The sequence below is a fragment of the Posidoniimonas corsicana genome, from assembly GCF_007859765.1.
Lineage (GTDB): Bacteria > Planctomycetota > Planctomycetia > Pirellulales > Lacipirellulaceae > Posidoniimonas > Posidoniimonas corsicana.
In genome coordinates this window covers 334,594-354,144 of sequence record NZ_SIHJ01000004.1, presented here as the reverse complement: position 1 = coordinate 354,144, position 19,551 = coordinate 334,594, and the positions used below count along the sequence as shown (strand labels likewise).

The following is a 19,551-nucleotide window of genomic DNA, read 5'->3' as shown; positions in this document are numbered from 1 at the left end:
CTGACGCGCCGCCGGGCTCTTGATTCGCACGCGCGACTCCGGTCCAATCGACGGATTACAAGGACGGCCCCCGGCTTTCCTTCTGGACCCCCGCCCGGCGGCAGCGGACTGAGCCTGCTGGGCGCGCCTATCCGACGATAGAGAGCCCCTATGCTCGCGACTCACGTCAGCCGCGCAATCTTCAAGCTCTGCCACGGCAACCAACTGGTCTACAACACCTGCTGGGAAGACCCCCGGCTGGACCGCGTCGCGTTGGAGCTCGGCCCCGGCGACCGGCTGATGGTGATCACCTCGGCGGGCTGCAACGCACTGGACTACGCCCTCGACGAGCCGGAGCGGATCGACACGGTCGACATCAACCCGCGTCAGAACGCCCTGTTGGAGCTCAAGAAGGCCGGGATCAAGAACCTGGAGCACGGCGAGTTCTTCGAGCTGTTCGGCCGCGGCAAGGCGGCGGACTGGGACCGCCTGTACAACCGCCTGCGGCAGGACCTGCCGGCCGAGGCGGCGAAGTACTGGGACAAGAATGGCAAGTTCTTCCTCGGCGCCGGGCGGCGTGACAGCTTCTACTTCCGCGGCTCCGCCGGCATGTTCGCGTGGGGCATCAACGACCTTTACATCGACCGCTGGGTGAAGATCCGCCCGGCGATCGAGCGGATGCTGGCCGCCGACACCATCGAGGAGCAGCGGGAGGTCTACACCAAGGAGGTCAAGCCGGCATTCTGGGGGCCCTGGATCAAATGGTTCCTGCGACGCGACACCACGCTCTCGCTGCTGGGCGTGCCCCGCGCGCAGCGGACGCAGCTGGAGCGTCACTACCCCGGCGGCATCGTCAAGTTTATCGAGGACCAGCTGGACCACGTGTTCGGCGAGCTGCCGCTCAAGGACAACTACTTCTGGCGCGTGTACCTAACCGGCGAGTACACGCCCGAGTGCTGCCCCAACTACCTCAAGGAGGAGCACTTCGCCCGCCTGAAGGACGGCCTGGCCGACCGCGTGCACACGCACGACAACTCGATCATGGACCACCTGCTGGAGGTCGGCCGCAAGTACTCGCACTTCGTGCTGCTGGACCACATGGACTGGATGGCCGAGCACCTGCAGGACGTGCTGCAGAAGCAGTGGCAGACCATGGTGGACTGCGCCGACGACGGCGCCCGCTTCCTGTGGCGCGGGGCGGCGGTGATCTGCGACTTCGTCGACCCGATCGAGGTCCAGGTGAACGGCCAGACGCGTCGGCTGGGGGAGCTGCTGCAGTACAACCGCGAGCTGGCCGACGAGCTGCACGTCAAAGACCGCGTCAACACCTACGCCAGCTTCTCCATCGCCACGCTGCACAAGGGCGGCGCGCCCTCGTCCTCAACCCCGAACTCCAACGACCACTCCGCGGACGATGACAGCCCTCAGCCAGCTCAAGACCCTGTATCACCTGACTCTCTCGCCCATACGCGGTGAGACCCATCAGGAGCGGCTCGACAGCTTCTACGCCGGCCAGGCCGAGGACTACGACGAGTTCCGCAAGCGGATGCTGCACGGCCGCGACGAGCTCTTCGCCGAGCTCCCCACCGAGCCGGGGGCTTCGTGGGTGGACATGGGGTCGGGCACCGGCATGAACGCCGAGCGTTTCGGCGACCGCCTGCAGAACTTCGGCCAGGTGACCCTGGCCGACCTCTCCGAGTCGCTGCTGGAGGTGGCCGACAATCGGATCGCCTCGCGCGGGTGGCGTAACGTGCGGACCCTGCACGCCGACATCACCCGGCTGGACGTGCCCGACGACTCGACCGACCTGGTCACCTTCACCTACTCGCTGACCATGGTGCCCGACTGGTTCGCCGCCGTCCGCGAGGCCTACCGGATCCTCAAGCCGGGCGGCGTGATCGGCGTGGCCGACTTCTACACGGGCCGCAAATTCCCGGCGGAGGGGCTCAAGCGGCACTCGTGGTTCACGCGTTCGCTGTGGCCGGTCTGGTTCGCCCTGGACAACGTGCACCCCAGCCCCGACCATGTGCCGTACCTGATGTCGCTGTTCGAAACGGTCAGCATCGACGAGGATTACGGCAAGCTCCCGTGGGTGCCCATCATCAAGCCCCCGTACTACCGATTCGTCGGCCGCAAGGCGGCCGGCTAGCCCCCGCCCCGGACCCCTCCGCCTGACGTGGCCACCATCTTCTACAGCGTGATGGGCGAAGGCCGCGGGCACGCGGCCCGCGCGCGGTCGATGGTCGAACGCCTCCGCTCGCGCCACCGGCTGGTGCTGTACAGCTCATTCGACGCGCTGGAGTTCCTCCGCGGCGCCTACCAGCACGACCCCGACGTCGAGGTCCGCGAGACCGAGGGCATCAAGTTCCACTACTCGGAGGGCAAGCTCGACCTGCTGAAGACCATCTCCAGCGGGCTGACCACATGGTGGAACATGCGGTCCACGGTCAACCGACTGGTCAAGGACTTCCACCGCGACACTCCCGACCTGGTGGTCTGCGACTTCGAGCCGACGCTGGCCCGCGCGGCGCACAAGTGCAAGGTCCCTGTGCTGAGCCTCGACCACCAGCACTTCATGATCGCCTACGACCTGAGCTCATTGCCGCTGGAGCTGCAGCGCTGGGCCTGGGCGATGGGCTGGTCGGTCTGGGCGTTCGGCATCGAGCAGCAGCGGACGGTCATCTCCGCGTTCTACAAGCCGCCACTCCTGCCCGCCTGGTCGGACGCCACGCAGGTCGGGCCGCTGCTGCGTCCGGCGGTCGCCCAACGCGAGCCTGAACAGGGCCAGCACGTGCTGTCCTACCTGCGTCGCGCAACGCCGCCTCGCGTGCTGGAGGACCTGAAGGCCGTGCCGACCGAGGTCCGCGTGTACGGCCTGGGCGAACGCCCGCCCGACGGCAACCTCCGCTTCCTGCCGGTCAGCGAGACCAGCTTCCTCGACAACCTGGCGGGCTGCGACTGCGTGATCGCCGCGGCCGGCAACCAGCTGCTGGGCGAGGCGCTCCACTTCGGCAAGCCGGTGCTCGCGCTGCCCGAGCGCAAGCACCACGAGCAGCGGATCAACGCCTGCTTCCTCAAGCAGCTCGGCGGCGGCGACTGGCGGCTGCTCGAAGAAGTCAACCGCGAGGACCTGCTCGCCTTCTGGGCCGAGCGCGACGCCTACCGGCAGAACCTCGCCCAGGCCGACGCCAACTACGACGGCACCGCCGACGCCGCCCAGGCGATCGAGAACATGCTGGCGGAGTATCGGGTGGATGAGGGCTAGCGATTTCGTCTCAAATCGAGGCGGTGGAGCGTTCGACGATAGGCGCCCGGAGATTGGCGTCTCAGGGAACGCGCAGGACGATGTTGCCGGTGCAGGCTATGGATGCATCGATAATGAGCATCAAAGCTGGTGGAACTCCTTTCCACATAGCCGGGGATGGAGAGCAGAGGAATCAGGTTCCGTAGTTGGCTCCAGGCAATAGGAGCACCAGGCAAACGGTGTCAAGAATCTTCATGTGCATAGCAGCCAGTGTCATATTCCCTAATGGCACTGTCCTTTTTCGCTAGAATTGCTGGCGGAGACTTCGAAGATCAAGCGAGCATAGTCGAAGCCTTAATACTCCATGGAGGAATCTCGGCAGGGACCTTGGTATGGGTGTGGACAGGGAAGCGTTAGCTGCGCCGTGTGCCACTGCCAGCTCGCCTGGCAGTGCGAAGTGGGTACCTGGTTCGCACTGCCGGACAAGCCGGACAGCGGCACGCGTCTATCGTCGCTAGCAATCGGAACCTCCTTTGCCGAATTCTACACCGGCGTGATACTCATGCGCACCGCGTAACACCGACAGTCGTTCGCACCGCGGCTGGCCAGCAGTTAGGCTCATTTGAACGATTGTCGGCGGGCGAAGCCCATGACGCATTGCGGCGTCGACGTACGCTTGCGGCTCAAACGCCTCTTGTCGCAAGCGACACCGACAACCGCCCGGTTGATATCTGTCAGCAGGCAAGCGCTCGCGCGGGCTGCTGTCGCTGCCACCCGGTGAGGCTACGATGCCTCGTGAATTTCAGCCACTCCGAAACTTCAGACCACCAAGATGCCGAGTAATGCATGCTCCAAGAAACCAGTGAACAAGAAGATTCGCAGCCAACGCCCATGTCATTCCAGTTCCGGGTCCGGACGCTGTTCGTCGTGACGCTTCTTGTGGCGATCCCACTGGTCGGCTTCGTGATCTGGGACCGCGCCATGGATCGCCTCTTCGACGGACTCATCAAGGGAGAACCCGGCTACGTCACAACACAGGAGGACTGGCCCAGGCCACTAAGTCAGTTGCTTGAGTCTGCCCAAGCCAGCGACGTTGAGTTGGGGGAAATACGGGTATACTGCGTCGCCAACGGCCTTTCGAGTGAGTACGCCTGGCGAATGGAGGAAACCGAGGGCCTCCTAGAATTGCTGGTCAAGGACCTCAGCCTGTCTGACCACACGCCCAAAGCTGAAGAAAGGTTTCGGGCGCAGGATCACTTGCCTGATTGGTGGGACCCCGAGGAGCGCGCCAACACGCGGTACTACGCCGCCAATGTCGGGGGCGTAGGAGAGCAATTCCTGGTCTTCCATGACCCTCGGAACGAGTCAATCTACGTCCACTACTACGACAACTGGTAGCCGGGGCCATTGCCACGCTCGCGTGGCAATGCCTTGAACGCACACGCATGCCCACGCAAGCGTGGAGCATGGCACCGTGTAGCCGATGGAGCACCGAAAGTCGGTCGGCCTGCGGGTAGGCACAATCGAGCGATTGTCGGTGGGCGAAGCCCATGAGGCATTGCGGTGTCGACGTACGCTTGCGGCTCATTCGCCGCTTGTCGCAAGCGCCCCCCAGAAGCCAAACGGGGTGGCTTCAATACGCCGGCCCGCGGAGGTCGATCGGGCCCTTGGGCCATCCCTCCTTCGATGGGTAGCGCATCACAACCGAGTCGGCAAAGGGGTTGGCGTTGGGGTCGTCGCCCAGGGAGTTGACCACCCGGTTGGCAATAGTCACCGCGCCCAGACGCTCGTAGAACAGGCGGACCGCCTCGCTGGTCTGGAACAGCGCGAAGGGGAACACGCCCCGGTCGACCAGTCCCAGGGCGGCCTTCACAACACGCCCGCCAAGGCCCTCGCCGCGCCGGTCGGGGCAGCTACAGACCTTGCCGAGGCCTAGGATCGTCAGCTCGCCCCCCGCGGCGCCAACGGTGCGGGGCTCGATCACCGCGTTGGCGATTATCTGTTCGCCGTCCCGCACCACGAACGCGCGCGGCGCTTGCTCGGCCGGGCCGCGGTAGCCTGCGGACAGCTGCTGGAGCTGCCGCTCACGGTAAGCGGCGTCCTTGTCGGGCTTCGGCCAGGTGCGGGCGATCAGCTCGGCGATCGCCTGCCTGTCGGGCGCAGTGAGGCTCGCGAGCGGGATGCTGTGGTCGGTCAGCGGCATTGGAGCGGTTTTACGGGCGGGAACGGGGGCCTCTCGGTCAAGCCTACCGCGCGGTTCCGAGCAGGCAAACGACGCTTTTTGCAGGCCGGGTGGCGGGTTTTCCCCGCTCCTGGTGATCTGCAGTAACACCAAGGACCGCGCCGCGTATCAGTAGTGACGCCTCAGATACGCCCCAAGCCCCGGAGACCCCCCCGACATGTACGCCCTGCCCTGCTCCGACAACCTGACCGACGTGCCCGAAATCAATCACGCCGACCGGGTTGCGTCCCGCAACCGCGGCGGGCGGATGGCCCCCTCGCGGTCGATGCTCCGCGCCAGCTACGCCGAGCTCCACCGCCTGGCCGCCGACCTGGTGCGCCAGCGGCGTTCGGGGCGGGCGATCGACCCGCGGACCTTGGTCAACGAGGCGGCCCGGCACACGCTCGGCGCCAGCGGGCTGCAGGACCTGGCGGACCCGGACGGCTACCTCGCGTTCCTGGCCAACGCTTTGCACGGCATGCTGGACGAGCTGGTCGAGGAGTGCATCGCCCAACACTGCGAGGCACCGCTCGTGTGGCTCAACCTGCCAGGAGTAGCGGGCGGCGCCGACCTGGTCGGTCTGCTGGCGGCGTTGCGCCGGCTGGAGCAACGCAGCGGCCGCCACGCCCAGATCGCCGTGCTGCGGATGTTTGGAGGGCTGAGCGACGCAGAGATCGCCGCCGAGCTGGCCATCAGCGAGACGCGGGCCCGCGTCGGCTGGTCGCGCGTCCGCGACTGGATGATCATCACTTGTTCAGCACCGCGGCGGTAAAGTTTGCGCCGGTCGTGGCGGGGTCCCAGGTCCAGGCGTCGCCGTAGCGGCGTTCGTAGTCGCGCCAGATCTCGAACCAGTAGGCCAGGAACTGATACGGCGCGAGCGGGTCGTACCGCTCGTGGATCAGCGGGTCCAGCAGCTTGTCGTTCTTGGGCCGCTCGACGCCGGTCACGTGGCAGTAGTGCCGGTAGGTCTCGGTGTCGATCGGCAGGTGGTCGTAGTGGCCCAGCAGCTGCAGCATGTTGGCGGCGGCGTACGGGCCGAAACCTTCGAGTCTGAGAAGCGCCTCGCGCAGCTCGGCCGTCTCGCGGGCGGGCGACTCAAACCAGTCGGGGTCGACCGCCCCCCGCTCAAACGCCCGGGCCAGGTTGATGATCCGCGCCGCGCGGTAGCCGACGCGGCAGCTCTGCTTGAGCCGCGACGGCGTCAGACGCGCCAGTTGGGCCGGCGTGGGGAACGCGCCGCGGCCCACCTTCGCCGTCAGGTGGCGGTTCATGCTCATCGTGTTCCGCCACGTGACGTTGCAGCCGGTGATGGTCTTTACCAGGTCCTCGAACAGCGTCGGCGAGCGGAACATTCGGCCGAACCCCCGCCGCCGCGCCGCCGGGTTCAGCCGGTTCCAGGCTGCGAGGTCCTCGTCCGGACGCAGCATCCGCACCAGCGCGGCCCGCACGGCGGCCTGATCGGCGCGGGGCAGCTTCGTGTCACAGGCGACCCGCAGCGGCGCGCCGCGGCCCCCGGGCTGCGTCACCCCGACGCCGACGATCCGCCCGCCCAGCGTCAGCGGGCGGAGCAGCTTCTGCTGGTCGGGCAGCCACAGGTTGGGGGCTAGCAGGAAGTAGCCGTACGAGCAGACCGCCCGCTTTAGCTCGAAGTCGGCCGGCACGCGGATGGTCAGGTTCGAGGGCATGGCGGGAGCGTGGTGCGGGTGGGGAGCGGTTGGTTCTACCAGATGCACGCCGCTCGCACACAGGCAACGGCCCTGCTCCATGGTGCAACCCTTTTCGGGCTTTCGGGGCAGGGATAAACTAGCGGGATGCTCAGCTCAGCCTCCTCGCCCACGCTTACCGGCGCCGCGCTCGACGCGGCCCTCGACGACCTCTCGGCTACCGGCGCCGACTTCCACCGCCGCGGGTGGTCGCTGGGGACCAGCAGTAACTACAGCGTGCTGGTCGGCCGCGACCCGCTGGAGTTGATGGTCACCGTCAGCGGCAAGGACAAGGGCCGCCTGGGCCGCGGCGACTACGTCCGCGTCGGCGCCGACGGCAGGCCGGTCGAAGCCGGCGCGCCGCCCTCGTCGGCGGAAACCATGCTGCACGTCGTGCTGGCCCGGCAGCCGGGCGTGGGAGCGGTGCTGCACACGCACTCGCCCGCCGCGACGCTGCTGTCGGACCACTACGCGGGGCAGAGCGTGCTGCGGCTGGAAGGCTACGAGATGCTCAAGGGCCTGTCGGGGCACAGCACCCACCAGGCGACCGAGCTGACCCCCATCTTCGAGAACACGCAGGACATCCCGTCGCTCGCGTTGAAGGTCGAGGAACGGCTGAACGACGCCGACCACCCGCTGCAGCACGGCTTCCTGATCCGCAAGCACGGCCTGTACGCCTGGGGCGCCGACATCGCCGAGGCCCGCCGCCACATCGAGGTGTTCGAGTTCCTCATGGAGTGCGAGCTCCGCAAGCTGAGCCTGGCCTAGCCGCTTGCAAGCGGAGCACTAACCCGTAGCCCCCGGCTCCGCCGGGGGATCGCGCAACAGCAAGTCAACCAGCACGTTCATCCCCCGGCAGAGCCGGGGACTACGATCAACCAGCAAGGCGCCCGTGAAATTGGGGACTGGCTCGCAACCGGGAAAGCCCGACCCTCTCATCGGACCGATCCCAGCGTGCCTGTCCCCCTATTTCACCAACCGGAAGGCTCACTAACATGGCGACCGTAACCGTCTCGGACGACAACCGCCGCATTGAGGACCCCGACGCCATCCGCGAGTTCCTCGCGCCGTTCGGCATCTGGTACGAGAAGTGGGACGTCGAGGGCCGCCTGGGCGACTCGCCGACCGACGAAGAGATCCTGGCCGAGTACCAGCCGGAGATCGACCGGCTGAGCGAGCGGGGCGGCTTCGTCACGGCCGACGTGATCAACGTGAAGCCCGACACGCCGAACCTGGACGCCATGCTCGCCAAGTTCGACAAGGAGCACACCCACAGCGAGGACGAGGTGCGGTTCACGGTGGCCGGCCGCGGCGTGTTCTGGATCAGCCCGGACGCCGCAATCAACGGCGTCGACGGCCCGGTGTTCTCGGTGGAGGTCACCACCGGCGACCTGATCAACGTGCCGGCCGGCACCAAGCACTGGTTCCACCTGTGCGACAACCGCCAGATCCGCTGCATCCGCCTGTTCCAGGACCCCAGCGGCTGGACGCCCGAGTACATCGCCGACGGCGTGCACACCAAGCACCAGCCGGTCTGCTGGGGCGGCAGCTACCTGCCCAAGGCCGAGGGCCTCAAAGGTGCGGTGGAGCTGTGATGCAGGTCGAAGCGCAGGGCGTGCTGCTGGACGTCGAGGGGACCACCTCGTCCGTCAAGTTCGTGTACGACGTGATGTTCCCCTTCGCGCGGCGCGAGCTGGCCGCCTACCTCCAGCAGTCGTGGGACGACCCCTCTTGCCAGGCCGCCTGCGAGCAAGTCGCCGGCGACGCAGGCCAGCCGTCGCTGGCCGCATGGGCCGACGCCGAGGACCGCGCCCCGCGCGACCTGGTTGAGGAGGAAGCCACCCGCCTGATGGACGCCGACCAAAAGGCGACCGGCCTCAAGCAGCTGCAGGGCCTGATCTGGAAGAGCGGCTTCGAGTCCGGCGAGATGGTCGCTCACGTGTACCCCGACGTGCCGCCCGCGCTCGATCGGTGGCGGGCCGCCGGCGCCGACCTGCGGATCTACTCCTCCGGCAGCATCCAGGCGCAGCAGCTGTTCTTCGGCCACACCCAGCAGGGCGACCTGCTGCCGCTGTTCTCCGGCCACTACGACACCACCACCGGCCCCAAACGCGAGGCCGCCAGCTACGCGGCCATCGCCGCCGACTGGCGCCTGCCGCCCGCGTCGATCCTGTTCCTGAGCGACATCACCGCCGAACTCGACGCCGCCCGCGAAGCGGGCATGCAGACGGGCCTGTTGATTCGTCCCGACAACGCGCCCGTCGAGCCGGGGCACGGGCACACGGAGGTGGCTAGCTTTGCTGAGATCCTGATCGACTTTAAGAACCCTAGCAGCTAGCCCTGGTGAATCACCGTCAGCAGGTCGGCAAGTCCTTCTCTCGCGCCAACAGTCTGCGTCCGCTGCACGCCACCTTGCGGAGCTACTACGCCGCCAGCACCGCGTTGGGACTTTCGATTGGCGGATCGATCCTACTCGCCACGGCCGGATCATTGTTCGATGGGCAGTGGAACATGGATGAGATCGGCGCCACGGCCCTGGGGATCGGCTTCCTTCTGCTCGGAGTCATGTCGCTGACGCTCCTGCTGGCGGACTGCTTACGCAGGTGGTCGCTGTCGTCGATCTCGCGCTCAAGATTGAGAGGCCGACTGCGATCGCAACCGCGTGCTCACCGCTACCAAGCCGATCCGCGGCAGCTAAAAGGTACGGTAATAGGCGCCCTTTTTTTCTGCGCCTGTTTCCTGTTTGCTCTGGTAGTGCGGCTGGCGGGAATCGCCCCTGGCTGGTGAATAACGTTGGGTTCTTACGGGGCGTTTATCGTTATTCAGCCCATTAAACTCACCAGGCCGCCTCCGGCGTGGACAAGACCCGAAGTGGCTAGCTTTGCTGAGATCGAAGTCACCTCCGCCAAACGGCGCCCGAACGTACCCCCAGCTCTCCGAGCCGGGAGAACCAACGTGACGATGGGGAGAACCCTCGGTACATTGGAGCGTGTCCACCTCGCTGGGGCAGAGAATCTGCGACGCCGATGCCAGACCTCAGCAAGAGCAACCCCGCCGAAGAGCCGACGCTCCTATCGAGCAAGCTCGCCGGGTGGCCATTCTGGCGGCAGCTCGCGCGGCAGTACCACGCGTGCTACTTCACATCGCTCGGCACGACGCTCTCCAACGCCTCGCTCCCGCTGTTGATTGCCGTTGTCGGAGCTTGGCTGTCGGTTGGCTTGATCTTCTTTGAAGAGCAGTTTCCCGCCTGGGCGTCCAACTATGCTTCCGGGTTTTGGAGGCGGTTCGCGCCGTTTGGTTGGGGCTCACTCGGTTACCTCCTGTACATCCCCCTCGCCGCGCCGCTCGCGCCGCCGCGGCAGACGTGTGGTCGCTACACCCTTCGCACCCTGCTAGCGACCACAACGGTGCTGTGCGTCGTCGTCGGGGGCTCCGCGTTTGCGTACCGTCAGTCACAATGGGTAGAAGGCCGGCGAGCAATGGTTCAGAGCATGCTGCAGCCCTACGGGAAGGTGTTTGCCGTGGAATATTGGCCACTCGTCGGCGACATGAAAGAGCTCCGCATCTCGAACCTCGACGACGCAGGGGCGAGCTACCTCGCCGAGTGTGCCGAGGCCCAGAAGCTGCTTGTGCTTGACCTCGATTCGCCCAACATTTCGGATCAGGGGCTCGATCAACTAGCGGGTCTTCCTCACATACAAGAACTCATTGTGATCGGTGCGGACCTCTCGCAAGAGTCGCTGTCTCGTTTCAAGAGCGCGCACCCTGACTGCCGAATAGTCCACTGAAACGTGGCAGACCGAAGCTCTCCCCGCCTAGTAGTGGCGTATCCGAGAGCGATCGCCGCACCGGCGTAACCGACTTCCCCCAGTATTCATCTCACTAGCCTAGCGGGTGATAATGGCCGCGTTCGACAAGACCCACGCCGCCGACTACGACAACCGCTTCGCCGCGCTGCGGCCGTTGGTGGACGCGTTGCACCTCTTGATCAGCGCGGAGCTGGCCGACCTGCCGGCCGGCGCCCGCGTGCTGTGCGTCGGCGCGGGGACCGGGGCGGACCTGCTGGCGCTCGCCGCGCGGTTCCCCGGCTGGCGATTCACGGCGGTCGACCCGTCGGGGCCGATGCTGGAGGTCTGCCGCCGCAAGGCGGAAGAGAGCGGCGTGGCGGACCGCTGCGAATTCCACACCGGCTACCTCGACTCGCTGCCGCCCGGCGAACCCTTCGACGCGGCCACGTCGATCCTGGTGTCGCAGTTCATGCTCGACCCGCAGCAGCGGACCGGCTTCTTCAGCGCAATCGCCGCGCGGCTCCGCCCCGGCGCACGGCTCGCGACGGCGGACCTGGCGGCCGAAGAGTCTGCCGCCGGCGAGCAGCTGCTGGCCCACTGGATGCAGGCGATGCGGTGGGCGGGCATGAACGAGGAGCAGCTCGCCGGCCTGCGGGACGCGTACAACAACGCGGTCGCCGTGCTGCCGCCCACCGGAGTCGCCGGTCTGATCGAGGCCGGCGGGTTCGACTCGCCCTGCCAGTTCTTCCAGGCGGGCATGATCCACGGCTGGCTGGCGGCACGCCGTTGAGCCTGGCCCGCCGTTGGGTCTCAACCGGCGGCCTGCTCGCACGCCACGACGCGGAGGGTCGTCCCACGATTGGGAACCTTTTCGTAGCGTACCGCGTCGAAACCAGAACCGTCTGCAGTTCCCCCAATTCATCCCAATCGGTGGTCTATGAAGGCCTTCTCACTCGTGACCGCGGTATTCTTCGCGATCGGCGCTCTGGCGGCCCACGCTGAGGACACCGCCACGCAGGCTGACAGCTTGTTGCAGCGGGTTGAAGAGGACTTCCGCGCCGCGTTCCCGGACCTGGCGGACGAGCTCCGGTTTGAGTACCCGCAGCACTACCCCAGCACGCTGGTGGTGGACTACCGAACTCGGAAGTTCACGGTCTACGGGCGATCAATGACGGGTGAAGTCTCAGAGCAGCCGCACGAAGCGGTGGGGCCAACGCACGTCGGATTCAGGCTTCAGATAAGTGTGCAGGATGACAGCGTCGTCAACCAAGCGATGATGCCACAGTCGCTGCGCGAGCCCTACTGGGTCACCGACCTGTCCGAACGCCACCCCGCCGGGACCGGCAAGCAGCTCTTCTGCCGATTGTCCCGTGGCGGCCGGTTGGACCAAGACGTGCTTGGGCGGCTCACTACCTTTCAGATCAACCTCGGCGAGGGCGAGCACGATCGGCTTCAACCGGCGCCCAGCGAACCCGCCGGGGCCGGCCCCCGCAGGTCGGCGCCACGCGGTCAGCTAGGGGCGCCGCTCGGCTACCCGCTGACGATCGAAGGCGTCCTGGTCACCGGCGGCAAGGTCGAGTCGAACACGCTGCTGGTCGACAACGTCAACGGCCAACGCCTGGCGGAGCCGGTGTCGGTTGTGGTGAGCTGCTCCTACGTGGAGGACCACAACCTGCGTCGCGGGCGGATCGCGCTGCCCGCCAAGACGCGGTGCGTGCTCCGCGGTTACGAGGAGTTCACGATGATCGGCGTCCCGCCGGCCGTGCACCAACTCGCCGATCAGCTCGGCTGGGAAGAACGGCCGCTGAGCCCTACGCCGTGGCAGTGGCGGACTACCTTCGTGGCGCTCGACGTGGTTGCGCCGGCGGGGCTGGAGATCGAGCGCCCGACGGACTGAGTCGCTGCGTGCTGGGCCGCCACGCGGTTCCCGCCGTGCAACCCGGCCGCCGGCGCCCTACAATGCCCGCGGCGCCGCAGGCGTCATCGCCCGACGCCCCGCAGGAACCGCCATGCAGCTGGAGTTCATCGACCTCGCCATCATCGCCGCGGTGATCGCGGTCAGCGTGCTGGTCGGCCTGTGGTCCAGCCGCCGCGCCGGGGACAACCCGGCCGAGTACTTCCTGTCGGGCCGCGGCATGTCGGGGTGGCTGCTCGGGGTGTCGCTGGTCGCCACCACGTTCGCCGCCGACACGCCCGGCCTGGTCACCGAGCTGGTCCGCACCCACGGCGTGGCGGGCAACTGGGTCTGGTGGGCGTTCCTGCTGACCGGGATGCTCACGGTGTTCCTGTTCGCGCGGATGTGGCGCCGCACCGGCGTCACGACCGACCTGGAGTTCTACGAGCTCCGCTACCACGGCGAGCCGGCCCGCCTGCTGCGGATGTTCCGCGCGGCGTACCTGGGCGTGGTGTTCAACGTGATCGTGATGGCGGTGGTGTCGGTCGCGGCGATCAAGATCGGGCACGTGATGCTCGGGCTGTCGCCCGCCGCCGTGCTGCTGTGCGGCGGGCTGACGGCGCTGGTGCTGAGCACGCTGGGCGGGCTGCGGGCGGTGGTGTGGACCGACTGCCTGCTGTTCGGCGTGGCGATGGCCGGCTCGGTCGCGGCCGCGTACTTCGCGGTCCAGCGTCCGGAGGTCGGCGGGCTGGCGGGCCTGCTCGACCACCCGGCGGTGGCCGCCAAGCAGGCGATGCTGCCCGGCTGGGACTGGAGCACCACCGAGTCGCGAAACTTCCTGATGACGGTGCTGCTGATGCCGCTGCTGGTGCAGTGGTGGAGCGTGTGGTACCCGAGCGCCGAGCCGGGCGGCGGCGGCTACCTGGCCCAGCGGATGCTGGCCGCCAAGGACGAGGACAACGCGCTGGGCGCGGTGATGCTGTTCAACGTGGCCCACTACGCTCTGCGGCCCTGGCCGTGGATCCTGGTGGCGCTGGCGTCGCTGGTGGTGTACCCGGAGCTGGCGGACCTGGAGCGGGCGTTCCCGCAGCTCGGCGAGTCGAAGCTGGGGCACGACCTGGCCTACCCCGCCATGCTGACCAGCGCGCCCGCCGGCTGGCGGGGTCTGATCCTGGCGTCGCTGCTGTCGGCCTACGTGTCGACCATCTCGACGCAATTGAACTGGGGGTCGTCGTACATCACGAACGACTTCTACAAGCCGCTGCTGGGCAATCGGGCGACCGACGCCCAGTTGGTGCTGGTGGGCCGCGTCGCGACGGTGGCGATCATGCTGCTCTCCAGCGGGCTGGCGCTCTACCTGCAGACCGCCAAGCAGGGGTTCGACCTGCTGCTGAGCGTCGGCGCGGGCACGGGCCTGGTGTTTGTGCTGCGGTGGTACTGGTGGCGGATCAACGCGGTGAGCGAGATCGTGGCGATGATCGCGTCGGTGGCGGTGGCGGCGTTGTTCCAGTTTGTTGACTTCGGGCTGGAAGACTGGCAGGTGCTGGGGCTGAGCGTCGGCGCTACGACGCTCATCTGGCTGGCGGCCACGCTCCTCACGCGTCCAGAGCCCGAGGCCACGCTGCTTTCGTTCTGCCGGCTGGTCCACCCCCGCGGCCCCGGCTGGCGGTCGGTCTACACACGGGCCGAGCAGCAGGGCAGCCCGATCACGACGTACCCGCAAGACTCCATCCCGCTCGGGCTGCTGCGGATGGCGCTAGGGACCGCGGCGATCTACGCCGCGTTGTTCGCCGTTGGCGCTGGGTTGTACGGGCAGTCGGGCCCGGCGGTTGTGATGGCAGCTGTCGCAACTTTGACGGGGCTCGCCTTGTCGGCCACGTTTCGAAGGAAACAGCCCACAGCCAATCGGTAGCCTCCGCGTTGGACGCTGGCCAATCTTGCCGACTTCAGAGAACCTCCGCGTGATCCGTTAACTGCGCGCGTCTAAGGAGCAAACGGACCGTGGCCGATGCACCAACCCAACGCACCCCACCGCCGCTTGACCGCCCCGCCCGCCAGCGGTCCGGAGGGCGTTACGCTGCTCGAGCTGCTGGTGGTGCTCGGGCTGATCGCGATGCTCGCGGCGCTGCTGCTGCCGGCGATCCAGGCCAGCCGCGAGTCGGTGCGGCAGACGCAGTGCAAGAACAACCTCCGCCAGACCATCCAGGCAGTGCAGGCCGTGCACGCCGCCGAGGGGGCCCTGCCCTCGCTGTACGTCGGGACCAGCCTGCCCTACCCGCTGCGGGAGTGGGACCTGTTCCACCTGCACTCGTGGCGGACGCCGCTGCTGCCGCACCTGGACGAGGCGCCGCTGCACGACAAGATCGACTGGCAGTCGCTGGCCACGTCGGCCGCCAACGCCGAGGTGGCCCAGTCGGCCGTGCCCAGCTTTGTCTGCCCCTCCGGCGGCTCGCCTGCCCGGCTGGGCTGGGGACGCAAGCACGATCGGCTCGGCGTCGCGTGGGAGGACCTTTCCGACGACGACCGTTACCACGTCGTTCGGGCGGACTACGACGCGATGGCCGGCATCCAGGTGCTGCCCGACCCGCTGCCAGAGGATGCCGACGCCGAGTCCACACAGTTCGTGCGGTGGGGCGTGTGGGGCTGGCCCGCGTTCGAGACCCCCACCACCTCCGGCACGAGGCTGCTGCGGTACCGCCGCGGCCGCTTCCGCGATGTCACCGACGGGCTGTCGCACACGCTGGCCGTGGTCGAGCGGGGCGGCAAGCCGGTGGAGTTCCTGCACGGCAAGCCTCACATCACCAAAGACAACCCCAACGCCGACTACCCCGGCCAGGTTGGCTGGTCGGCCAGCAACTCGTTCGCGTGGTCCATCAACGGCCACGGCGTGGGTGTGAATCACTCGAACGCGACCGGCGTGTACGCGCTGCACCCCGGCGGCGCCAACGTGGCGTTGGCCGATGGCTCGGTGCGGCTGCTGGCCGACTCGACCGACTTCCAGTCGCTTGTCGCCCTGTTCGGCCGCTCTGACGGCGGCCTACCCGCCAGCGAGTGAGAAGCCGTTAGGCCGGGCACAGAGTCCCTAATGCCGAGGCTTTTCGCTAGAAACCGGCCACCCTGCGCGGTCCAATGGGACTGCTTGGTGAGCTTTCAGGCCGCCCACGGGTCGGCGACTTTTGTCCCTATCGGCGCATAGCAGAGGACAAAATTCGGTTGAGTTGCAACCGGCCAGTATCTCCAAGCCCTGTTACAACAAGGGGTTGTAGAATCGCGGGCATGAGATCCGGGGCGACTTTTGTCCCTAAGAATCGTGTTCGTATTTGGGGACAAAAGTCGCGGCTGGTTCTACGCTACTCGTCCTTCAGAACCGAGCGCTCGCCACCGGTGCGGGGGCCGGTTTCTAGCAGCGACGGCGCGTCGAACCCGTCGGACGAGGACCCGCCGGCCGAAGGCCGCGGCTCGGGCGGGGGGCCGCTGTCGCCGGTCGAGCGGGGCACGGGGATCGCCTCGACCTGCTCGGGCTCGGTTGTCGGCGGGGGTCCGAGCGAGGGCCGCCGCGGGGCGCTCGCTTCGGCGGTGGCCGCCTGCATCACGGCGTGCAGTTGACGGAACTCCTCGAGGTCAGCGACCGCCGCGAACTGCGGGTCGGCGGCGACCGAATCCATCCGGCGGAGCACCTTGCCGGTCTTGGCCGGGTCGGCGAGCTCGGCGGGCGTGAGGGCGAAGTACTTCTGCCAGCCGGCGCCGCCGTCAAACTCGTCGAGCTTGTTGATCAGCGCGTCGTAGGCGGTGTTGAGCTGGCTGCCGGCGTCGGGGCGGGCCACGGTGGGCTCGTACACCGGCGCCAGGTTGTAGCTCTCGGTGGGCGTGGGCGCGTACTGATCGTCGCGCGGCGCGGGGTCGTACTCGCCGGCGGGAGTGGGAGTCGCCGGCCCCTGCACGCGCGGGGACGTCGTGCCCTGCACGCGGACCGAGAACCCGGGCCAGCCGTAGCGGCCGTAGAACGAGCCGGGGTAGTAGCCCGGGCGCCGCTCGAAGGAATAGTACGGCGTGCGGACCGACACACCGCCGCTCGGGCTCACGCCAACCCCGTACGCGGGTGCGGCCATCATCCGGGCGCGGCGGCGGTAGAAGCGCTGGGCGTCGGCCTCCGACGCGAACGCAAAGAGAACAGCGCCCAGCAGCAGCAGGCGGGGGAGCGGGGAGCGGGTAAACAGCATGATTGGCCTCGTTTTACGGGCAATTCCGGCGGTGGGTGCGTCCCGTATTGTAGGTCGCCTTTGCCGGTTAGGGCAAATCGCCCCCCACCGCGGGGAGTCGCGGGCGTAGGCGCCCGCTGGCCGGTGGGCTACCATCCGCGGCATGCCGGACGCCGCGCAGAACACGCTCGACCTGCCTCAGGTGCTGGATCGGACCACCGTTGGGCACGTCCATTACCTGCCGGAAACCGATTCTACTAACGAAGTTGCGCTCGCCCGGGCGGCTCAGATCCCGGACGACACCTCGGAACTGGTGCTCACCAGCCGCCAGCTCCGCGGCAAGGGACGCGGGGAAAACCGTTGGTGGGCCGGCGAAGGGGCGCTGACATTCTCGCTGATCACGCCGCGGCTGCCGCTGCCGACCGAGCACACGCCGCGGCTGTCGCTGGCCGCCGGGCTGGCGATCTGTCAGGCGGTGGAGCAGTCGGTCCCGACGGGCGAGACGCGGCTCAAGTGGCCCAACGATGTCTACCTCAACGGGCGGAAGGCGGCCGGGATCCTGATCGAGTCGCCCGGCGTGGCGGTTGGCCGGTTCGTGGTGGGCGTGGGGATCAACGTGAATAACCGCTTTGCCGACGCCCCGCCGGAGGTCCAGCAGCGGGCGGTCAGCCTGGCGGACGCCGCCGGCGGGCCGCTGGACCTGACAGGCGTGCTGATCGACTGCCTGCGGCAGTTCGACGCGTGCCTGGCAATGCTGCTGGCGGGCGACCCACAGCTGGCCGGCCTGTGGCGGGCGTGGTCGCTGCTGGACGGACGCCGGGTGCGGCTGGCCCTGCCGGCCGAGGTGGTCGAGGGGGTCTGCCGGGGCATCGCCGAGGACGGCGCGCTCTTGATCGAGCAGCCCGGGGGCGACCGGGCCTGCTACGGCGGCGTGGTGGAGTGGTTCGAGTGACCGCAGCCGCGGGCCCCGGGGCGGATTCAAAGAAGCAGGCGCTCCCACTATCCTAGGGGCTCCGGGGACCCAGGCCCGACCGGCCGACGCCCCCGCTCACCCCTTCTGCACAGGCTGACTGAATGACTCTGCTGCTTCCGATACTGGCTCAGTCGAGCGGCTGGCAAGGCGTTGCCGACGGCAACGGGCTGGCGATCTCGATCACAGGCATGCTGATCGTGTTTGTCGCGCTAACGGCGATCACGCTGTTTATCGCGGCTCTGCCCAAGGTGCTGGCGGCAATCGAGCCGTGGTTCCCCGAGTCGGCGGGGCACCACCACGGCGCTGCGCCGTCGGCGCCCGCCTCCGCCCCCGCGTCGGCCGCGGACGACGGCGCCGTCATCGCGGCGATCGGCTTCGCCGTCCACTCCCGCTCGCAGGGAGGGAAGCCGTAACGTGGAGATCCTCTACAAGTTCCTCGAGACCACCGCGTTCGCCCAGCTTACGTTCGGCAACGCGGTGATGATCCTGATCGGCCTGGTGTTCATCGCGCTGGCGATCATCAAGGACTACGAACCGCTGCTGCTATTGCCGATCGGCTTCGGCGCGATCGTCGGCAACGTGCCGTCGGACCCGAGCATGGGCCTGAGCGTGTACGACGAGGGCAGCGTGCTGAGCTACATCTACTTTGGCGTGAGCCAGGGCATCTTCCCGCCGCTGATCTTCCTGGGCATCGGCGCGATGACCGACTTCTCCACCATGCTGTCCAACCCCAAGCTGGTGCTGCTGGGCGCGGCGGCGCAGATGGGCATCTTCCTGACGCTGCTGGGCGCCATGTGGCTGGGGTTCTCCCCGGAGCAGTCCGGCGCGATCGGCATCATCGGCGGCGCCGACGGCCCGACCGCCATCTTCCTGGCGGCCAAGCTCGCGCCCGAGCTGCTGGGCGCGATCGCGATCGCCGCGTACAGCTACATGGCGCTGGTGCCGGTGATCCAGCCGCCGATCATGAAGCTGCTGACCACCCGCCAGGAGCGGCTGATCCGGATGAAGGCGCCGCGGCACGTGTCGAAGCGGGAGCGGATCATCTTCCCGATCGCGGCGTTCCTGATCTGCACGTTCATCGCGCCGGGCGCGCTGGTGCTGATCGGCATGCTGTTCCTCGGCAACCTGCTGAAGGAGAGCACGGTCACCGAGCGGCTGGCCAACACGGCCCGCACCGCAATGATCGACATCGTCACAATCCTGCTGGGCTTCTCGGTCGGCGCTAGCACCAAGGCGCAGAACTTCCTGACCGAGCAGTCGCTGCAGATCTTCGGGCTGGGGGCGTTGTCGTTCGCGATCGCCACGGCCAGCGGCGTGCTGTTCGCCAAGTTCATGAACCTGTTCCTGACCCACAAGATCAACCCGCTGGTCGGCGCCGCCGGCGTGTCGGCGGTGCCGGACTCGGCCCGGGTGGTGCAGATGGTCGGCCAGAAAGAGGACCCGCACAACTTCCTGCTGATGCACGCCATGGCGCCCAACGTGGCGGGCGTGATCGGCTCGGCCGTGGCGGCCGGCGTGCTGTGGTCGGTGCTGACGGGCGGCTAGAGCGG

20 protein-coding genes are annotated in these 19,551 nt (G+C 67.7%); 17 read left to right on the top strand and 3 right to left on the bottom strand.

Annotated elements, in window-relative coordinates; translation table 11 throughout:
• The first annotated feature begins 150 nt into the window (after positions 1-150).
• From KOR34_RS22820 to KOR34_RS22805, 4 genes are all read left to right on the top strand, one after another.
• On the top strand, positions 151-1,455 hold the full coding sequence (locus tag KOR34_RS22820) for a DUF3419 family protein (RefSeq protein WP_146568435.1): 1,305 nt from the start codon (positions 151-153) through the stop codon (positions 1,453-1,455).
• The gene (locus KOR34_RS22815; protein ID WP_146568434.1) at positions 1,394-2,128 is read left to right on the top strand and encodes a class I SAM-dependent methyltransferase; all 735 of its coding nucleotides are present in this window, start codon (positions 1,394-1,396) and stop codon (positions 2,126-2,128) included. The genes KOR34_RS22820 and KOR34_RS22815 overlap by 62 nt, the downstream gene beginning before the upstream one ends.
• Positions 2,129-2,155: 27 nt before the next feature.
• Positions 2,156-3,244, top strand: a complete 1,089-nt coding sequence (locus KOR34_RS22810) for a glycosyltransferase family protein (RefSeq protein WP_146568433.1) — start codon at positions 2,156-2,158, stop codon at positions 3,242-3,244.
• Positions 3,245-4,069: 825 nt separating this feature from the next.
• Complete coding sequence (locus KOR34_RS22805) at positions 4,070-4,621, top strand: hypothetical protein (protein WP_146568432.1); 552 nt, start codon at positions 4,070-4,072, stop codon at positions 4,619-4,621.
• A 235-nt stretch (positions 4,622-4,856) separates the two neighbouring features.
• Here KOR34_RS22805 and KOR34_RS22800 read toward each other — a convergent pair whose 3' ends face one another.
• The gene (locus tag KOR34_RS22800; protein ID WP_146568431.1) at positions 4,857-5,426 is read right to left on the bottom strand and encodes a GNAT family N-acetyltransferase; all 570 of its coding nucleotides are present in this window, start codon (positions 5,424-5,426) and stop codon (positions 4,857-4,859) included.
• Between the two features lie 196 nt (positions 5,427-5,622).
• Between KOR34_RS22800 and KOR34_RS22795 the strand changes: the two genes are divergently transcribed.
• On the top strand, positions 5,623-6,216 hold the full coding sequence (locus KOR34_RS22795; RefSeq protein WP_146568430.1) for an ECF-type sigma factor: 594 nt from the start codon (positions 5,623-5,625) through the stop codon (positions 6,214-6,216).
• Here KOR34_RS22795 and KOR34_RS22790 read toward each other — a convergent pair.
• Positions 6,191-7,129 (bottom strand): DNA-3-methyladenine glycosylase family protein, encoded by a 939-nt coding sequence (locus KOR34_RS22790; protein ID WP_197531678.1) that lies wholly within the window; start codon positions 7,127-7,129, stop codon positions 6,191-6,193. The two genes, KOR34_RS22795 and KOR34_RS22790, sit on opposite strands and share 26 nt — an antisense overlap.
• A gap of 126 nt (positions 7,130-7,255) precedes the next feature.
• Between KOR34_RS22790 and mtnB the strand changes: the two genes are divergently transcribed.
• From mtnB to KOR34_RS22745, 9 genes are all read left to right on the top strand, one after another.
• Positions 7,256-7,915 carry a methylthioribulose 1-phosphate dehydratase gene (gene mtnB / locus KOR34_RS22785; protein ID WP_146568428.1) on the top strand — a complete coding sequence of 220 codons (660 nt, stop codon included), beginning with the start codon at positions 7,256-7,258 and terminating at the stop codon, positions 7,913-7,915.
• Between the two features lie 227 nt (positions 7,916-8,142).
• Positions 8,143-8,742 carry a 1,2-dihydroxy-3-keto-5-methylthiopentene dioxygenase gene (locus KOR34_RS22780; protein ID WP_146568427.1) on the top strand — a complete coding sequence of 200 codons (600 nt, stop codon included), beginning with the start codon at positions 8,143-8,145 and terminating at the stop codon, positions 8,740-8,742.
• Positions 8,742-9,485: an acireductone synthase gene (mtnC, locus tag KOR34_RS22775; protein WP_146568426.1), complete on the top strand. Its 744-nt coding sequence runs from the start codon at positions 8,742-8,744 to the stop codon at positions 9,483-9,485. Before KOR34_RS22780 ends, mtnC begins: the two co-directional genes overlap by 1 nt.
• 5 nt (positions 9,486-9,490) lie before the next feature.
• Complete coding sequence (locus KOR34_RS22770) at positions 9,491-9,934, top strand: hypothetical protein (RefSeq protein WP_146568425.1); 444 nt, start codon at positions 9,491-9,493, stop codon at positions 9,932-9,934.
• 239 nt (positions 9,935-10,173) lie between these two features.
• Complete coding sequence (locus KOR34_RS22765; protein WP_146568424.1) at positions 10,174-10,935, top strand: hypothetical protein; 762 nt, start codon at positions 10,174-10,176, stop codon at positions 10,933-10,935.
• 112 nt (positions 10,936-11,047) lie between these two features.
• Complete coding sequence (locus KOR34_RS22760; protein WP_146568423.1) at positions 11,048-11,725, top strand: class I SAM-dependent methyltransferase; 678 nt, start codon at positions 11,048-11,050, stop codon at positions 11,723-11,725.
• Positions 11,726-11,872: 147 nt separating this feature from the next.
• The gene (locus tag KOR34_RS22755; RefSeq protein WP_146568422.1) at positions 11,873-12,832 is read left to right on the top strand and encodes a hypothetical protein; all 960 of its coding nucleotides are present in this window, start codon (positions 11,873-11,875) and stop codon (positions 12,830-12,832) included.
• Between the two features lie 112 nt (positions 12,833-12,944).
• Entirely contained in the window at positions 12,945-14,741 is a 1,797-nt protein-coding gene (locus KOR34_RS22750) for a sodium:solute symporter family protein (RefSeq protein ID WP_146568421.1), read from the top strand.
• A gap of 96 nt (positions 14,742-14,837) precedes the next feature.
• Positions 14,838-15,884 carry a DUF1559 family PulG-like putative transporter gene (locus KOR34_RS22745; RefSeq protein WP_146568420.1) on the top strand — a complete coding sequence of 349 codons (1,047 nt, stop codon included), beginning with the start codon at positions 14,838-14,840 and terminating at the stop codon, positions 15,882-15,884.
• A gap of 295 nt (positions 15,885-16,179) precedes the next feature.
• Here KOR34_RS22745 and KOR34_RS22740 read toward each other — a convergent pair whose 3' ends face one another.
• On the bottom strand, positions 16,180-17,049 hold the full coding sequence (locus tag KOR34_RS22740) for a hypothetical protein (RefSeq protein WP_146568419.1): 870 nt from the start codon (positions 17,047-17,049) through the stop codon (positions 16,180-16,182).
• A 142-nt stretch (positions 17,050-17,191) separates the two neighbouring features.
• Between KOR34_RS22740 and KOR34_RS22735 the strand changes: the two genes are divergently transcribed.
• The 3 genes from KOR34_RS22735 to KOR34_RS22725 all read left to right on the top strand — a co-directional run bounded on the left by KOR34_RS22735 (position 17,192) and on the right by KOR34_RS22725 (position 19,546).
• Positions 17,192-17,980 carry a biotin--[acetyl-CoA-carboxylase] ligase gene (locus KOR34_RS22735; RefSeq protein WP_146568418.1) on the top strand — a complete coding sequence of 263 codons (789 nt, stop codon included), beginning with the start codon at positions 17,192-17,194 and terminating at the stop codon, positions 17,978-17,980.
• A gap of 122 nt (positions 17,981-18,102) precedes the next feature.
• Entirely contained in the window at positions 18,103-18,414 is a 312-nt protein-coding gene (locus KOR34_RS22730; protein WP_146568417.1) for an OadG family protein, read from the top strand.
• 1 nt (position 18,415) lies between these two features.
• Positions 18,416-19,546 (top strand): sodium ion-translocating decarboxylase subunit beta, encoded by a 1,131-nt coding sequence (locus KOR34_RS22725; RefSeq protein WP_228714744.1) that lies wholly within the window; start codon positions 18,416-18,418, stop codon positions 19,544-19,546.
• Positions 19,547-19,551 lie beyond the last annotated feature (5 nt).

Coding starts and splice junctions, on each gene's coding strand:
- KOR34_RS22820 (WP_146568435.1), top strand. CDS start 151: ATGCTCGCGACTCACGTCAGCCGCGCAATCTTCAAGCTCTGCCACGGC.
- KOR34_RS22815 (WP_146568434.1), top strand. CDS start 1,394: ATGACAGCCCTCAGCCAGCTCAAGACCCTGTATCACCTGACTCTCTCG.
- KOR34_RS22805 (WP_146568432.1), top strand. CDS start 4,070: ATGCTCCAAGAAACCAGTGAACAAGAAGATTCGCAGCCAACGCCCATG.
- KOR34_RS22800 (WP_146568431.1), bottom strand. CDS start 5,426: ATGCCGCTGACCGACCACAGCATCCCGCTCGCGAGCCTCACTGCGCCC.
- KOR34_RS22795 (WP_146568430.1), top strand. CDS start 5,623: ATGTACGCCCTGCCCTGCTCCGACAACCTGACCGACGTGCCCGAAATC.
- KOR34_RS22790 (WP_197531678.1), bottom strand. CDS start 7,129: ATGCCCTCGAACCTGACCATCCGCGTGCCGGCCGACTTCGAGCTAAAG.
- mtnB (WP_146568428.1), top strand. CDS start 7,256: ATGCTCAGCTCAGCCTCCTCGCCCACGCTTACCGGCGCCGCGCTCGAC.
- KOR34_RS22780 (WP_146568427.1), top strand. CDS start 8,143: ATGGCGACCGTAACCGTCTCGGACGACAACCGCCGCATTGAGGACCCC.
- mtnC (WP_146568426.1), top strand. CDS start 8,742: ATGCAGGTCGAAGCGCAGGGCGTGCTGCTGGACGTCGAGGGGACCACC.
- KOR34_RS22765 (WP_146568424.1), top strand. CDS start 10,174: ATGCCAGACCTCAGCAAGAGCAACCCCGCCGAAGAGCCGACGCTCCTA.
- KOR34_RS22760 (WP_146568423.1), top strand. CDS start 11,048: ATGGCCGCGTTCGACAAGACCCACGCCGCCGACTACGACAACCGCTTC.
- KOR34_RS22755 (WP_146568422.1), top strand. CDS start 11,873: ATGAAGGCCTTCTCACTCGTGACCGCGGTATTCTTCGCGATCGGCGCT.
- KOR34_RS22750 (WP_146568421.1), top strand. CDS start 12,945: ATGCAGCTGGAGTTCATCGACCTCGCCATCATCGCCGCGGTGATCGCG.
- KOR34_RS22745 (WP_146568420.1), top strand. CDS start 14,838: ATGCACCAACCCAACGCACCCCACCGCCGCTTGACCGCCCCGCCCGCC.
- KOR34_RS22740 (WP_146568419.1), bottom strand. CDS start 17,049: ATGCTGTTTACCCGCTCCCCGCTCCCCCGCCTGCTGCTGCTGGGCGCT.
- KOR34_RS22735 (WP_146568418.1), top strand. CDS start 17,192: ATGCCGGACGCCGCGCAGAACACGCTCGACCTGCCTCAGGTGCTGGAT.
- KOR34_RS22730 (WP_146568417.1), top strand. CDS start 18,103: ATGACTCTGCTGCTTCCGATACTGGCTCAGTCGAGCGGCTGGCAAGGC.